Below are 13,735 nucleotides of genomic sequence, written 5' to 3' on the forward strand. Positions count from 1 at the left end.
GTCACGCGGCCCTCAGCGCGGCCGTCGCCGCCACATCGACCGAAAACTCCGCCGTCAGCGCGACCTTGTAGACCGCCTCGGCGCGCTCGCGGCTGACCAGTCCCTCGACGACGTCGACGCGCACGCGTTCGGGATCGCGAGTCGCAGGGTCGCCATAGCCGCCGCCGCCGTTCGAGATCGACACGACCTTCTGGTCCGCGCGGACCACGACCTGCTCGGCGGTGCCCAGCATGACGACCGCCCCCTCGTCGGATTCGAGGTACTGTCTGGCCGAAAGCGACGGCAGGCCGCCGCAGGCGCCCTGCGCCGGATTGACGGTGCCGTCGCTGACGAAGCCGAGCTCGAAGTCGCAGTCCACCGGCCGGAACTCCGTGCGGATGCCCGGCGCGCCCCGGAAGGCGCCCGCGCCTTCGCTGTCAGGCGCGATCGAGCGGCGCTCGACCATCATCGGATGGAGCATCTCGTCGATTTCGATGCTGTCATAGAACGGCATGCCGGCGTTCCCCATGCAGAACAGCGACAGCCAGCCGTCCTGCACCGGCGTCCCCGGCCCGCCGCCGGCCGCGAGGATCACCTCGTTGATGAAGGCGTGCCCGTTCCGCGGATCCTTTCCGGAAATGACGCCGGCGGCCGGCGGCAGCCCCGCGCCGCCCTCCGCCATGCCCACGTTCGGGTCGATCTGCGCAAGCGCGCGCTGGACCGCGTTGGTGACGCGATCGCCGAGGTTGGTGGTTGCGACCGAGGTCGAGACCGGATGGCGCGGAATGCCCACGCAGCAATTCTCGCGCAGGGTCACGTCGATGCGGCGCAGCGTCCCGGCGTTTGGGATCACCGGGATCGGCAGACTGTTCAGCACGCCGACGAGGGCCGCGGTGCGGGCGCAGGCATGGCTGAGGTTCACGCCGACCGGCACGCAGTCGATGTTGTCGGTCATGTCGACGAAGATGCGACCGCCTTGCGCGTCCACCACCACGTCGGCCGTCGCCGGGATGCCGCCTTCGGGCGTGCCCGGAAGCGGGTCGTGCACGCAGGTCGCGCGGGCGCCGCCCGAATTCATCTGCCCGATGACCTCGATCATCCGGCGCTCCGACAGATCGAACCAATCGCGGGCGTGGGCGGTGAGCGCCTCCCAACCGAGTTCGCGCGCCATCTTGGTGATTTCGCGCTCGCCGATGCGCGCCGCGCCGACCATGGCGAGGTAGTCGCCGCGCCACTGGTCGGGGACGCGGATGCGCATCAGGCACATGTTGATGATGTCGGCGACGTCCTTGTAGCCGGTCTGGACCTTGACCGCCGGGAAGATCAGCGCGCCCTCTGCATAGACGTCGCGGGCGAGGCCCATATAGGTCGTGGGCAGCGCGTTGCCGCAGTCCGCCTGGTGCGCCTTGGCGAGCACCGTGAAACGGTGGACGCCGTCGTCGTCAAACACCGGCACGAGGATCGTGTGGTCCGCGGCGTGGCTGTTGCCGTGATAAGGCGAGTTGTGGAGGAAGGCGTCGCCGGGCTTCAGGTCCGGGTGGATGTCGAGCATCGCGCGCGCCATCAGGTCGGCGCCTCCGATGACGTGGATGGGGTAGCTATCGGCCGCGGTCAGCAGTTCGCACTCGGCGGTAACGAGCGCGCAGGAGAAGTCGCGCGCGGTGTTGATGACGCCGGAGCGCGCGGTGCGCAGCAGGGTGTTGGCCATCTTGCGCGTCACGCCGTCGAAGCGCTTTTGCATGATGGCGAGCTTGACGCCGTCGAAGCCGGCGGCAGGGGCGACGGAAGCGGTCACGCGGCGAACTCCCGGATGCGGGCGACGGACTGGACGAGCGGCTCGACCATGAGCCCGCCGTCGGCGGTCTTTCGGGCGCGCGAGCCCGGCGCGAGCACCACGGTGGTGAAGTTGCTCTCGACGACGGCCGGCCCGCTGACCGTCGTCGCGGGGTCCAGCGTCTCAAGCCGGTAGGCGGGCGCGTCGACCCTGCCGGTCTCTCGGAACGTCATCGGGCGCGAGGCGGCGCCCGATGACCCGGCGCCCGCGGACAGGCGGATCGCGCTCTCGTCGGCGAGGCGGCAGCGGGCGAGCGCCCGCCAGCCCATGATCTCGACGTCGTCGCCGTCGTCGCGGAAGCTGAACAGCTCCTCGTGGCGCGCGTGGAAGGCCGCGACGAGCCGCGCGGCCGCGTCCTCGGCCCCAAGCATCTCTTCGTCGAACGCCACGTCGATCTCCCAGACCTGACTGGGATAGCGCGCCTCGATCGCGAGATCGACGCGACGCTCGCGCGCTCGGTCGCCGGCGGAGACGAAGAAGGCGTCGGCGCGGCGCTTCAGCGCCGCAACGATCTCCTGCGCCGCCGCGGCGTCGAAGGCCGAGGCCTTCATGAACACGACCTGCGAGAACTCGGAGGTGAGCTCCGACATCATGGCGCCGGCGGCGCTCAGCGCGGCGCCGACGTCGGGGAAGATAATCGAGCGGCAGCCGAGCCGGCGCGCGATCAGCACCGCGTTGATGCCGGCCGCGCCGCCGCCGCCGATCATCACAGCGTCCTCAGGGTCGACGCCCTGCTTGACCGTGATGTCCTCGATCGCGTGGACCATGCTTTCCGTCGCAAGGTCGACGATCGCGAGGGCGGCGTCCTCGACGCTCAATCCCAGCGGCGTCGCGACCTCACGCTCGATCGCCGACCGGGCCGCGTCCACGGCGAGGCCCATCTGGCCGCCGAGGAAGAAGTCGGGGTCGATATAGCCGAGCGCGACGGCCGCGTCGGTGACGGTCGGGCGCGTCCCGCCGCGGCCGTAGCAGACGGGCCCGGGATCGGAGCGCGCGCTCTCGGGGCCGACGCGAAGCAGCCCGCCCTCCACGATCGCGATCGAGCCGCCGCCCGCGCCGACGCTCTTCACGTCGACCGAGGGGAAGCCAGTGAGGTGGCCCTGATAGATCGGCCCGAGCCATGTCTCGCGGGTCCGCGGCAGCGTCCCGTCACGCACGAGGCTGACGTCGTAGGTGGTGCCGCCGGCGTCGGTGACGATCGCGGTCGTCGCTCCCTCCAGCGCGGCGAAATAACGGCCCGCCACTGGGGCCATCGAGGGGCCGGAGTTGAGCGCGAGGATCGGTCGCTCGGCCAGCTCCTCGACGTCCACGAGCCCCCCCTGAGAGGTGACCGCGAAGATCTGGCCGGCCATCCCACGCTCCGCGAGCCGCTGCTTCAGGGCCCGCAGATAGGCGCTCATGATGGGTTTAAGCGAGGCGTCGATCGCGCAGGACGAGGTGCGGCGATATTCGCGCACCGTCGGGTTCAGCTGATGCGCGAGCGTGAAGGGCACACCGGGCAGATGTTCGGACAGAAGCTCGCCGACGCGCAGCTCATGCGCCGGGTTCACGATCGACCACAGCAGCGAGACCGCCACCGCCTCGACTTTCTCGTCCCTGAGCCGCTGGATGACCGCACGAACGGCGGCCTCGTCGAGCGCGGCGCGCTCGCGGGCGTCGGCGAGGATGCGGCCGGGGATCTCGAAGGTGAGCGCGCGCGGGATATAGGGGGCGGGATAACCAATCCGGTAGTTGAACGGGTCTGTGCGGCCGCCCTCGCGGATCAGCAGGATGTCGGGGTGCCCCTCGGTCGCGAGCAGCGCCGTGCGCGCCGCCTGTCCGGTGATCACCGCGTTAATGGCGCGGGTCGTGGAGTGGAACAGCACCTCGACCCCTGCGAGGAACGCCTCGACGCTGGCGCCCTGGGCCTCCGCGGCCAAGGCCACCGCGGCGATGATGCCGTCGATCGGGTCGGGGTAGGTTGTCGGGGCCTTGAATATCTCGGCCGCTCCCGTGGAGCGGTCGACGACGAGGTCGGTAAAGGTGCCGCCGACGTCAATGGACAAGCGCATGCGGGTCCGCCCTTCGCATCCTGGGGTCGATGCAAGCCGCTTGCGCCACGCGCAAGCCGGCTGGTTTAAGTGGTTGGTCGTCGAATCTGAGGAGAACGGAAGCCGCATGGCCGGAACGAGCGTCGAGCGCAGCGCGTCGGGTCCTTCCCAGGAGAAGCCGATCCCGATCGGCCCCCGGGTGCGACACCTGCGCCAGCTTCAGGGTCTGCGGCTGAAGGATCTCGCGGGCCTCGCCGGCTGCTCCGAGAGCCTGGTGTCGCGGATCGAGAACGATCTCGTCACCCCTTCGCTCAGCACCATCCACAGGATCTGCAAGGCGCTCGGGGTGAACGTCTCGGCGCTGGTCGATCCGGTCGAGCAGCGCGTGTGCACCACCTACGGTCCCCACGACCGGCCGCGCACTTCGCACGGGCCGGCCGGCGAAGGCGACGGCAGCCTCTGCGAGACGCTGACGCCCTTCGGCGCGGAGCGGATGCTCGAGGGACTGCTGCTTGACCTGCCCGGCGGGGGGCCGCTTTGCGGACCGTTCGAGCACGCGGGCGAAGAAGTCGGTTACGTGCTCGAAGGCGAGCTCGAGCTGATCGTCGAGGGCGAGCGGCACCAATTGCCGGTCGGGCATAGCTTCTTCTTCAGCTCGTCGCGCCTGCACAGCTATCGGGCCTTCGGAGCGAAAAACTGCCGCGTGCTCTGGATCAACACGCCGCCGACGTTCTGAGAGCGCGGGAACACGATTCACGACGCCGTCTCCGAACGTTCGACGACGCGCAGGAACCGCTTCGTGCGCTCGTGGCTCGGGTTGTCGATCACGTCGGAGGGCGGCCCCTGCTCGACAACCACGCCCTCGTCCATGAAGACGACGCGATCGGCGACCTCGCGCGCGAAGCGGATCTCGTGGGTCACGACGATCATGGTCATGCCGGCGTCGGCGAGCTTGCGCATGACCTGCAGCACTTCGCCGACGAGTTCGGGATCGAGCGCCGAGGTCGGCTCGTCGAACAGCATCAGCTTCGGCGAGATCGCGAGCGCGCGGGCGATGGCGACGCGCTGCTGCTGGCCGCCCGAAAGCCGGTGCGGAAGGTGGTCGGCGTGCCGCGCGAGGCCGACCTCGGCGAGCAGCCTGAGGCCGAGGTCGCGCGCCGCTTCCGGCTTCATGCCGAACACGCGGATCGGCGCCTCGATGACGTTTTCGAGGGCGCTCAAGTGGCTGAACAGGTTGAAGTGCTGGAACACCATGCCGATGCGCGCATCCGCCCGCGCCTTGGCGAGGCGGCCCGTCGGCCTCATCCCTCCCCCAGGACCGCGTTCGTAGCCGACATGAGCGCCGTCGACGGTGATCTCGCCCCAGTCGACGGGCTCGAGATGATTGATGGCGCGCAGGAACGTGCTCTTGCCGGAGCCGCTCGGGCCCAGAAGCACCACCACCTCGCCGCGCGCGACCGTTACGTCGATGCCGTTGAGCACGACGCGCCCGCCATAGGACTTCTGGACGTTGCGGCAGACCACGAAGGGCTCGCCGCGTTGCGCCGTCCCTCCCGCGGAGGTCGCGAGGCTGCGGAAGACGTCGTCGCTGGGCGCCTCCGCCTCGGCGGTTGCGGAGACGGCGGGAGCGGCCGATGGAGCCGTCTCCGACGGCTTTTCGTTCAGCCGGAACCCTAGCATGCGCCGCAGCGTCTCGCCGCGCGGGCGCCGCTCGCGCTCGAGGTCGAAGCGCGCCTCGGCCCAACCCTGGGCGATCGAGATCGCGCTCGTCAGGATGAGGTAGATGAGGCCGGCGGCGGCGAAGACGGTGAAGAACTTGAAGTTTTGGCCGACGATCTGCTGAGCTTTGAACGTCAGCTCGTTGACGAAGATGATCGAGGCGATCGACGTCAGCTTGAGCATGCTGATCGTGTCGTTGCCGACCCCCGGCAGGATCGCCCGCATCGACTGAGGCAACACGATCCGGCGCAACGTCAGCACCGGCCCCATGCCTAGCGCGGTGGCGGCCGTTGACTGAGACTTGTTCACCGACAGGATGCCGCCGCGGATGATCTCCGCGCTGAACGCCGCCTGGTTGAGCGAGAAACCGATCACTGCGGTGGTGAAGCTGTCGAACTTCAGGCCGATATAGGGAAGCGCGTCATAGATGAAGACGAGCTGCAGCAGTTGCGGTGTCCCGCGCACGATCCAAATGTAAAACCAGGCGAGCGCGCGCACGGCGAAGAAGTTGGAGAGCCGCATCAGTGCAAGGCCGAGCCCGAGGATCAGGCCGATGGTCATCGCGAGCGCGGTGATCTTCACCGCGGTCCAGGCGCCGGACCATAGAAACTCCGACGCCGCGTAGGAGAAGAACTCCCATATCCAGTGCTGCTCGGCCGCCACGGGGGCGTCGTCGGCGAACAGGGACTGCCCGGCGGTCGTCGCCGGGGCCTGGGCCCAAGCGGCGACCGCCATGAAGGCGCTCGCGGCGACGAATGTCGCCGCGGCGCGCAGAGCGATGCCGATCCTCATGCGGGCGCGCCTGTCCGACCTCGCCCGATCAGTCGCGCTTCACTTCGGCCGCAACCTCAAGCGAGGGATCGACGCCGTACTTCTTGAAGATGGCGGCCTGCTCGCCCTTGGCCTGCAGCACCTTCAGGCCGTCATCGATCGCCTTGATGAGGTCGGCGTTGCCCTTGGCGGTCGCCGCTCCCATCGTGAAGCCGCTGATGATCGCGAAGGCGCGGGCGTACTTTTCCGGCGCGTCCTTCACGGTGGCGTCGGCGAAACCGAGGTCCCACAACAGGATGTCCGACCGGCCGCTGTCGAGCTGACGCATGCCGGCCGCAAGATCCTGGAACGGCATCATCGTGACCGCGTCCTTGCCGCCGGCCTTGCAGGCCTCGTCCTGCTTCTTGGTCGCCTGCTCCTCGACGCTGCCGAGGCCGAACGCGACGGTCTTGCCGCAGAAGTCCTCTATGGCCGAGACCTTCTTGGGGTTGCCCGCTGGCACGAGCGCGCCGGTCCCGGCCTTCATGTAGAGCACGAAGTCGACGGTCTTGGCGCGGGCGGGCTTGTAGTAGAGGTTGTCCCACATGACGTCGATCTGCCCCGCCATCACGGCCGGCAGGAGGCCCGACCAGCCGCCGAGAACGAACTCGGTCTTCAGGCCGGCGCAGTCGAAGACGGCGCGCGCAAGATCGGCGTCGACGCCTACAACCTTGTCGAAGCCCGCCTTGTCGCGCATGACGTAAGGCGGCGTCTGCGGGTCAGCCCCGATCTTGATCATCTTGCCTGCGAGCGAGGGATACTTCTGCGCAACCTTCGCGGGCTCGCAGGCAGCCTCAGCGCTGGCGAGGCTGGTAAGCGCGACAAGCGCTCCGAGGGAGCCCACCGCGATCGCCATGCTCTTGATGAATGCCACAGTCTGAACTCCCCGTTGCGTCAGTGGTTGAGGGGCCGTCGACAGAGCGCCGTCAGGGCGTCACAGGCGAAAACCATCTATGCAAGTGACTTGCATGATACGCAAGTCAAGCAAGCGGCGTGCCAAGCCGGATTCTGGTCGGTTTCCCCAGGATTTCCTTGGCGGCGCGCAGTGTTGCGAGCCCTTCGTCGCCGCTTTCCGCGGCGCCTGCTCTTGCGCTAGGCGCCGACGAGCGCGGGGGCGCAGCCGATGGCGCGCCCAGCGTCGCGAAGCCCCCGCCGTGGAAGAGCAGCGGTCGGCGCGCGGGGGCCCAGGTCAGCTCCAGCACGCGCCCGATCAGGATGTGATGGTCGCCCCCGTCATGCATGGCATAGCGCGCGCATTCGAAGGTCGCGATCGCGTCCTCGATCAGAGGCGCGCCGCAGACCCCGGCAGCGCTTGGCGTCCCGGCCCACTTGTCCGCGCCGCGCGAGGCGAAGCGCGTCGCGACATGCGCATGCTCCTCGCCGAGCACGCTGACGGCGAAGTGGCTCGCGCGCTCGAACACCGGCATGCTGGAGAGCGACCGGGCAAGCGCCACAGAGATGAGCGGCGGGTCGAGCGAGACCGAGACGAAGGAGTTGACCGTGACGCCGACCTTCCGGCCCGACTCGTCCTCCGCCGCGACGATCGACACGCCGGTGGCGAAGCATCCCGCCGCGCGGCGGAACGCCATCGGGTCGAACCGGCCGAGCAGAGTCGCGCCGGCCTCGCTCACAGCAGCCCGAGCGTCGCGACGCGCTCTCCCTTGGAGACGCTGCCGAGCGTGGTGGTGCGGACCAGCAACCCGTCCTCCGGCGCGGCCACGACCTCGACCTCGTCGCCATAGACGTTGAAGATGCGGCAGAGCACGTCGCCGGCCTTCACCGCCTCGCCGAGCGCGCGCTCGGTGATCAGCAGGCCGCCGCGATTTGCGCGCAGGCCTACGAAATCGCGCATGACATGAGCGGTCGCTGGCGGAACCGGTTCCCCCTCGATCATTCCGAGACCGATCAGCAGGTTGGTGACGCATTGCGCGCCGATCGCCACCTGGTCCTCTTCGAGCCGGCCGCCCTCGCCGATTTCGAAGGTGAAGCAGGGCACCCCGGCCTTCGTCGCTTCGACGCACAGGATGCCGTCTGAGACATACATCCCCTTGTCGCCGCGCATGATCCAGCCGGTGCCCAGCAGCTGCGCCATGCGCTCCGCTTCGCGCGCGGGCTCGCCGAGGTTCATGTGCGGCAGGATCGCGATCGGCACGTAGCGGCCGCCGCGGGTCGGAGTGTGGACGTCGAGCGCCGCGTCGCACTGGCTGATGAGGCGGAACAGCGTCGCGGCCATGACCTGCGCGATGTTGCCTTGGGGGTCGCCCGGGAAGCAGGTCCAGGCGTCGGTCGGCGCCTGATCGAGCGGCGACTTGAGATATTGCGAGATCGGCAGGCGATGGTCGGCCAGCAGCGCCAGCGGCTGCTGCACCGGGCAGCAGACGATCGAGCCGGATAGCGTCTTCGGGTCGATCGCCGCGAGCGCCCGGTTGACCAGCGCGATGCCGTTCACCTCGTCGCCGTGGATGCCGGCGCCGATATAGATCCGTGGCCCGGACTTCGCGCCGTTGATCAGCACGAGCGGCAGCTGGACGCTGGAGCCGTCCGCGAGCTCGAGCGCGGAAATCTGCCCGCGCGCTCGCTCGCCGGGGGGAACGGAAAAACCTTCGATCGTCAGGTCTTGCATCATGCGCTCGTATCAGCCGGCGACCGCCATGAGCGGCGCGTCGGACGCCGGCTCGGGCAGGCCATAGGAGGTGAAGAGGCCCTCGACCGCGCCCTTGGCGCCGGCCCAGTCGAAGGTGCGATAGGCCATGCCCGCTACGACGTGGCGCGGGCCGGAATAGAAAGTCTCGTACTGGACGTGCCGCGAGGCGAACTCCGACCCCATCGCGTCCCAGGCGAGCTTGAACAGCTGCACGCGCTCTTCCGGCGAGAAGGCCGGCGAATGCTGCGTGCGGCCGATGAGGTCGGCGACTTCGGGGTTGGCGAAATCCTCAACAGAGGACGGCAGCATGATGACGCCTCCGCCGGAGAGCTCCCGCAACGTCTGGATCACCCTCGGATAGAGCGCTTGGCCCTTCACCTGCGCGGCGTAGAGCAGGCCGCGGTCTGGAAGGAAGTAGGAGCCGTAGAACGACCCCTTGGCCTCCATGCCGTAGACGAAGGCCTCGATCATGCCGACGTCGGCTGCGAGTTCTCCGAGCGTCTGACGCACGTTCGGCATGGTGGAGGTGCCGATGGCGTCCGCGATCTTGTGGGCGAGGCCGACAAGGAAGCGCAGCTTCACCATCAGGCGGATCTCGGCCTGGTAGTTCTGGAACGCGTGCACCGGCGCCTCGTGCCACTGGGCGAGCTGCGCCGCGATCCCGCGATGGACGAAGATGCGATCCCACGGGATCTTGACGTCGTCGAAGTAGATCAGCGCGTCGTTCTCGTCGAAGCGCGAGGACAGCGGGTAATCGAACGGCGAGGTCGCAGCCTGCTCATAGGAGCGACGCGACATTAGCTTCACGCCCTTGGCGGCGATCGGCAGCATGGCGGTCAGGGCGTAGCGCTCCTCGGTGGGGCCGAGCGGCCGAAGCGTCGTGACCATGACCTCGTCAGACAGCGCCGCGCCCGTGCCGAGCATCTTGGCGCCGCGGATGGTGACGCCCCCCTCGTCTTCGTCGACGATCCGGGCCGCGACGTCGGCGTTGCCTCCCTCCCCGGCGCCCTTCGAGCGGTCGCCCTGCGGGTCGATGATCACGTAGGAGAGGTAGAGGTCGCGGTCGCGGGCATAGGCGTAATAGTCCAGCACCGCGTCGGCCCGCCCGCCCTCGAGCCGGCGGTAGACGTCGGCGCCGGCCGCCATGCAGGCGATGGTCGAGGCGACGTGGTCGGGCGAGCGCCCCATGAAGCCGTGATGCAGCTCCGCCCAGGCGACCAGCGCCTCCCGGCGACGGACCAGCTCCTCGTAGGAGGTCGGCATCTGCCAGGCGCGGCTGACGCGCACGCCGGTCGGCGTCTCAAAGGTCGATCGCTCTACGTTCTCGGGGCGGCCCTGAAATTCATAGAGGCCCGCGACCGAGGCGGCCGCGCCTTTGAAGGCCCCATGGCGCCCGACGTCCGGGACGCGCTCGCCGTTCAGGAAGACGCAGCGGCCATCGTTCAGGCCACGGACGTAGTCGGCTCCGGATCTCATCGCGCCCTCCGCGGCCTCAGCCCCTTAGCAAGCACGATATTTCACTTTGCAAGTTAGCTTTGTCAATAAGCGAAAATGGTTTTATCCAAGGGGTCAGGCCGCGGTTGCGGTTCGTCGCCAGCTATGGGCACCTCGCCAGGCGGAGATCCTCGTGGACGTTCCGATGACCTCATTTCCCCCGAAGACCGTCAGCCGCCCTGAACTGCTCGTCGAGGGTTCCGACGCTGCCTTCAGGACGCTGGTCGACGACCTGTCCCATTTCGCGTCGCGGCTTCAGCAGATCCGGGACGGGCTGGCGCGGCGGATGGGGGTGACGACGCCGCAATACTCCATCCTGATGGCGCTCGCCCGTAGACCCGAGGAAGGCGCGATGGGCGTCAAGGCTCTTGCCGAGCGCATGCGGGTCAGCGTGCCCTTCGTGGTCAACGAGACCAAGAAGCTTGAGCGGCTCGGGTTCATCGGCAAGCTCCCCGTCGCCGAAGACAAGCGGAAGGTCGACCTCGTCCTGACGGAAGAGGGCCGGCGCGCGATCGCCGTGGTCAGCGCGATCCAAAGAGACGTCAACGACGTGCTCTTCAGCAGCCTGGACAAGGCGTCGTTTCACGAGCTGTCCAGGCTGACCCGCGAACTCCTGGTCTCCGCCGGCCAAGCCCTGACCCTCTCGGACCCATAGCCCGCACGAAGCCCTCGCAAGACATTCGTGTGGTGGCGTGGCAAGCATCGCCTCCTGAGAAACGCCTGCAGACACCAGACCGCTGGAGGTTCGATGAACGTGCCGACTCTTCCCGCGCCTTCGACGGCCCTACCCCGCGCCGTAACCGAAGGAATCGACGAGCGTCTCATCCGCAGGGTCGTCGACTGCTTCTATGCGCAGGCGCGGGACGACGAGGTCATCGGACCGGTCTTCAAGACCGCCGTGCCAGACGAGCGATGGCGAGCGCACCTCGACACGATCGTCGACTTCTGGAGCTCGATGCTGCTCGGGACCCGCCGCTACGACGGCCGTCCGCTGCGCAAGCACCTCATGCTCCCGGACCTCGGGGACGAGCACTTCAGACGCTGGCTCGCGTTGTTCCGGAAGACGGTCGAGGAGCTCTGCGAGCCGGACGTCGCGGCTTTCTGGGCCGACCGCTCCGAGCGCATCGGCAACTCGTTCCGCATCAACGTTCGGATGCATCGCGGGGACGACGTTCTCGACCTCAAGCCGCTCGAGCGCGAGGTCTTTCCGGACTAGAGACATCCCCGCATCTGCCGGATCGCGCCGCGTCGAACACAGGCTTAGGAGGCTGAGGGACGCGCGCGCGTCAGGGCGATGATCCCCGCCATGACCACGATCGTCGATCCGACGAGGGTGAGAAGGTCGGGTCGCTCGTCGAAGACGACCACTCCGGTGAGCATGGCGAACACCAGCCGCGTGTAGCGGAAGGGCGTCACGGCGCTGATCTCTCCCGTCCGCATCGCGGTCGTCAGCGATCCGTAGGCGACGATGCCGGCGCAGGACGCGACCACCAAGCTCAGGGCCGCCCCCGCGTCCGGAAGCTCCGCCGCCGCCCCGAAGGGAAGCGCCACCAGCCCTGCGAACACCAGCGACGCGAAGCCGAGCACGCCGAGTTGGTTGTGGGACAGGCTGGACGGCGCGGCGCGCGTCGCGAGGTCCCGCCCCGCGAAGCCGAGCGTCGCGACCACGGCGAAGACGGACAGCAGGCTGAAACCATCGGCGCCCGGCCGCAAGATCAACAACACGCCGCCAAGGCCGACGACGACCGCGAGCCAGCGGCGAACGCCGACGGTCTCTTTGAAGAACAGCGCGGCGCCTGCGATCACGACGAGGGGCGTCGATTGGAGGATCGCGGAGGCTGTCGAGAGCGGCGTCAGCGCAATGGCCAGCATGAAGAACAGCCGCCCTGTCACCTCGAACAGAGACCGGACCAGCACGACGCGGGACAACGCCGCCCGGGAGACGGGCCGCTCGCCAGCGGCGATCGCCATCGCGGAGAACGCCGCGAGCCCGAAGGCGCCGAACGACACGAGCACCTGGCCGATCGGCAGCGACTGGGCCGCAAGCTTGAGAAAAGTGTCCTCGACTGCGAACCCCAGCATGGCGAGGACCATGAATGCGGCCCCGCGCGCGTTCCAGGCCCCATGGCGACGATCAGGACCGAGGTGACTGACGAAACTTTTGACGCTCATGGCCTCGGCTTATGAGATAGCGCCGTCAAGAGGCTGAAGACGGAGGATGTCGCGCGTCATCGCGCACGGCGAGAGCTTCCGCGAACGCGCCACACGGGCATACGCCATGACGCCTCACCAAGCGAACCTGATCGGCGTCCGAGAGCGGCTGGTACCCTCACCAGCGCATCTGCGCCAGTTTCGGCGCGCTCGACCGCAGCCTGATTTCATCCCAGAGCCGGTTGATAAGCACCTGCTGACGCGAGCGACCGGACCGTCCCGCGATCAATCTCTTGGCTCCGAGACAACATGAACGGCCGGATCTCGCGCTAGAGGGATTTCAGCCGACGGGGCGACGTGGTCGCGGAATGGAACGCTCCGTATCGGAGACGGGCCGTTCCGCCACGCGGCTATGGTGCCTGCGGCCCCGACAGGAATACGGGCTATCTACATCGCATTGAGGGCGCCGAGCGGTTGGCGTGCTGGCGCTGCGCGCAGGCCATACGTCCGGCGGGCGCTTTGGCCAGCACCACCCAGAATAGCGTATGTTGGGTTTGCGCAGAAGCTCGACTTGAGCTTCGTCGAACGCAGAAACTTGCTGCGCTACACACCGCGGACCACCGTCTCGAACGGCTTGCGCAGCAGGTCGCTGTCGCGGAAGCGGCCATGGCGGTTCTTCGAGAAGGTCGAGTGGTCCGGCACGTCGCCATCGAGGCCAAGCCGGCAGAACCAGCGATAGGCGAGGTTGAGGTGAACCTCCTCGCACAGCCGTCGCTCCGAGCGGACGCCGAAGCAGTAGCCGACGAGCAGCATCCGGATCAGGAGTTCCGGGTCGATCGAAGGACGACCGGTCGAGCTATAGAACGGGGCCAGCTCCCGACGCACCTCCGACAGGTCCACGAACCGATCGATCGCCCTTAGCAGGTGGTCCTGCGGCACATGCCGCTCAAGCGAGAACTCATAGAACAGCGCCGTCTGGTCGACCTGCCGCTCGCCCATCATCGCCGCAGCCCTCCGCTCATGGAGCTGAGTGAATCAGCGGCCGCGCCTCGCTTCAACGACGGAGTTTTTCAA

General features: G+C 68.2%; 11 protein-coding genes and 1 pseudogene. 3 read left to right on the plus strand and 9 right to left on the minus strand.

All coding sequences use genetic code 11. The features are described 5' to 3' along the window. Position 1: 1 nt before the first annotated feature. Entirely contained in the window at positions 2-1,774 is a 1,773-nt protein-coding gene (locus K244_RS0112195; protein WP_020186552.1) for a hydantoinase B/oxoprolinase family protein, read from the minus strand. Then, positions 1,771-3,864, minus strand: coding sequence for a hydantoinase/oxoprolinase family protein (locus K244_RS0112200; protein ID WP_020186553.1), 2,094 nt, complete (start codon positions 3,862-3,864; stop codon positions 1,771-1,773). Before K244_RS0112200 ends, K244_RS0112195 begins: the two co-directional genes overlap by 4 nt. Between K244_RS0112200 and K244_RS23620 the strand changes: the two genes are divergently transcribed. Beyond that, the gene (locus K244_RS23620) at positions 3,851-4,579 is read left to right on the plus strand and encodes a cupin domain-containing protein (protein WP_155931712.1); all 729 of its coding nucleotides are present in this window, start codon (positions 3,851-3,853) and stop codon (positions 4,577-4,579) included. The genes K244_RS0112200 and K244_RS23620 overlap by 14 nt on opposite strands. A gap of 17 nt (positions 4,580-4,596) precedes the next feature. On the opposite strand, the gene K244_RS24325 is transcribed toward K244_RS23620, so the two are convergent. The 5 genes from K244_RS24325 to K244_RS0112230 all read right to left on the minus strand — a co-directional run bounded on the left by K244_RS24325 (position 4,597) and on the right by K244_RS0112230 (position 10,492). After that, a complete protein-coding gene (locus tag K244_RS24325) occupies positions 4,597-6,354 on the minus strand; it encodes an amino acid ABC transporter permease/ATP-binding protein (protein WP_020186555.1) in 1,758 nt (585 codons plus the stop codon). A 28-nt stretch (positions 6,355-6,382) separates the two neighbouring features. Then, a complete protein-coding gene (locus K244_RS0112215; protein WP_197027167.1) occupies positions 6,383-7,246 on the minus strand; it encodes an ABC transporter substrate-binding protein in 864 nt (287 codons plus the stop codon). 106 nt (positions 7,247-7,352) lie between these two features. Then, the gene (locus K244_RS21925; RefSeq protein ID WP_020186557.1) at positions 7,353-8,003 is read right to left on the minus strand and encodes a flavin reductase family protein; all 651 of its coding nucleotides are present in this window, start codon (positions 8,001-8,003) and stop codon (positions 7,353-7,355) included. Continuing rightward, entirely contained in the window at positions 8,000-8,995 is a 996-nt protein-coding gene (locus K244_RS0112225) for a succinylglutamate desuccinylase/aspartoacylase family protein (RefSeq protein WP_197027168.1), read from the minus strand. Before K244_RS0112225 ends, K244_RS21925 begins: the two co-directional genes overlap by 4 nt. 12 nt (positions 8,996-9,007) lie before the next feature. After that, positions 9,008-10,492: a 4-hydroxyphenylacetate 3-hydroxylase N-terminal domain-containing protein gene (locus K244_RS0112230; protein WP_020186559.1), complete on the minus strand. Its 1,485-nt coding sequence runs from the start codon at positions 10,490-10,492 to the stop codon at positions 9,008-9,010. A gap of 163 nt (positions 10,493-10,655) precedes the next feature. On the opposite strand from K244_RS0112230, the gene K244_RS21930 reads away from it, so the two are divergent. Both K244_RS21930 and K244_RS0112240 read left to right on the plus strand, forming a co-directional pair. Further along, the gene (locus K244_RS21930; RefSeq protein WP_155931714.1) at positions 10,656-11,165 is read left to right on the plus strand and encodes a MarR family winged helix-turn-helix transcriptional regulator; all 510 of its coding nucleotides are present in this window, start codon (positions 10,656-10,658) and stop codon (positions 11,163-11,165) included. A 93-nt stretch (positions 11,166-11,258) separates the two neighbouring features. Next, a complete protein-coding gene (locus K244_RS0112240) occupies positions 11,259-11,726 on the plus strand; it encodes a group III truncated hemoglobin (protein WP_020186561.1) in 468 nt (155 codons plus the stop codon). Between the two features lie 44 nt (positions 11,727-11,770). On the opposite strand, the gene K244_RS0112245 is transcribed toward K244_RS0112240, so the two are convergent. Next, positions 11,771-12,682: a DMT family transporter gene (locus K244_RS0112245; protein ID WP_155931716.1), complete on the minus strand. Its 912-nt coding sequence runs from the start codon at positions 12,680-12,682 to the stop codon at positions 11,771-11,773. A gap of 603 nt (positions 12,683-13,285) precedes the next feature. Continuing rightward, positions 13,286-13,663 (minus strand): annotated as a pseudogene (locus K244_RS0112250) (transposase); the annotation flags it as partial. Positions 13,664-13,735: the final 72 nt, after the last annotated feature.

It is taken from the genome of Methylopila sp. 73B (assembly GCF_000526315.1).
Lineage (GTDB): Bacteria > Pseudomonadota > Alphaproteobacteria > Rhizobiales > Methylopilaceae > Methylopila.

Bases quoted from the DNA above. Each gene is read 5' to 3' on its own strand.
- K244_RS0112230 (WP_020186559.1), bottom strand. From the start codon at position 10,492: ATGAGATCCGGAGCCGACTACGTCCGTGGCCTGAACGATGGCCGCTGC.
- K244_RS24325 (WP_020186555.1), bottom strand. From the start codon at position 6,354: ATGAGGATCGGCATCGCTCTGCGCGCCGCGGCGACATTCGTCGCCGCG.
- K244_RS23620 (WP_155931712.1), top strand. From the start codon at position 3,851: ATGGACAAGCGCATGCGGGTCCGCCCTTCGCATCCTGGGGTCGATGCA.
- K244_RS0112245 (WP_155931716.1), bottom strand. From the start codon at position 12,682: ATGAGCGTCAAAAGTTTCGTCAGTCACCTCGGTCCTGATCGTCGCCAT.
- K244_RS0112200 (WP_020186553.1), bottom strand. From the start codon at position 3,864: ATGCGCTTGTCCATTGACGTCGGCGGCACCTTTACCGACCTCGTCGTC.
- K244_RS0112240 (WP_020186561.1), top strand. From the start codon at position 11,259: ATGAACGTGCCGACTCTTCCCGCGCCTTCGACGGCCCTACCCCGCGCC.
- K244_RS21930 (WP_155931714.1), top strand. From the start codon at position 10,656: ATGACCTCATTTCCCCCGAAGACCGTCAGCCGCCCTGAACTGCTCGTC.
- K244_RS0112225 (WP_197027168.1), bottom strand. From the start codon at position 8,995: ATGCAAGACCTGACGATCGAAGGTTTTTCCGTTCCCCCCGGCGAGCGA.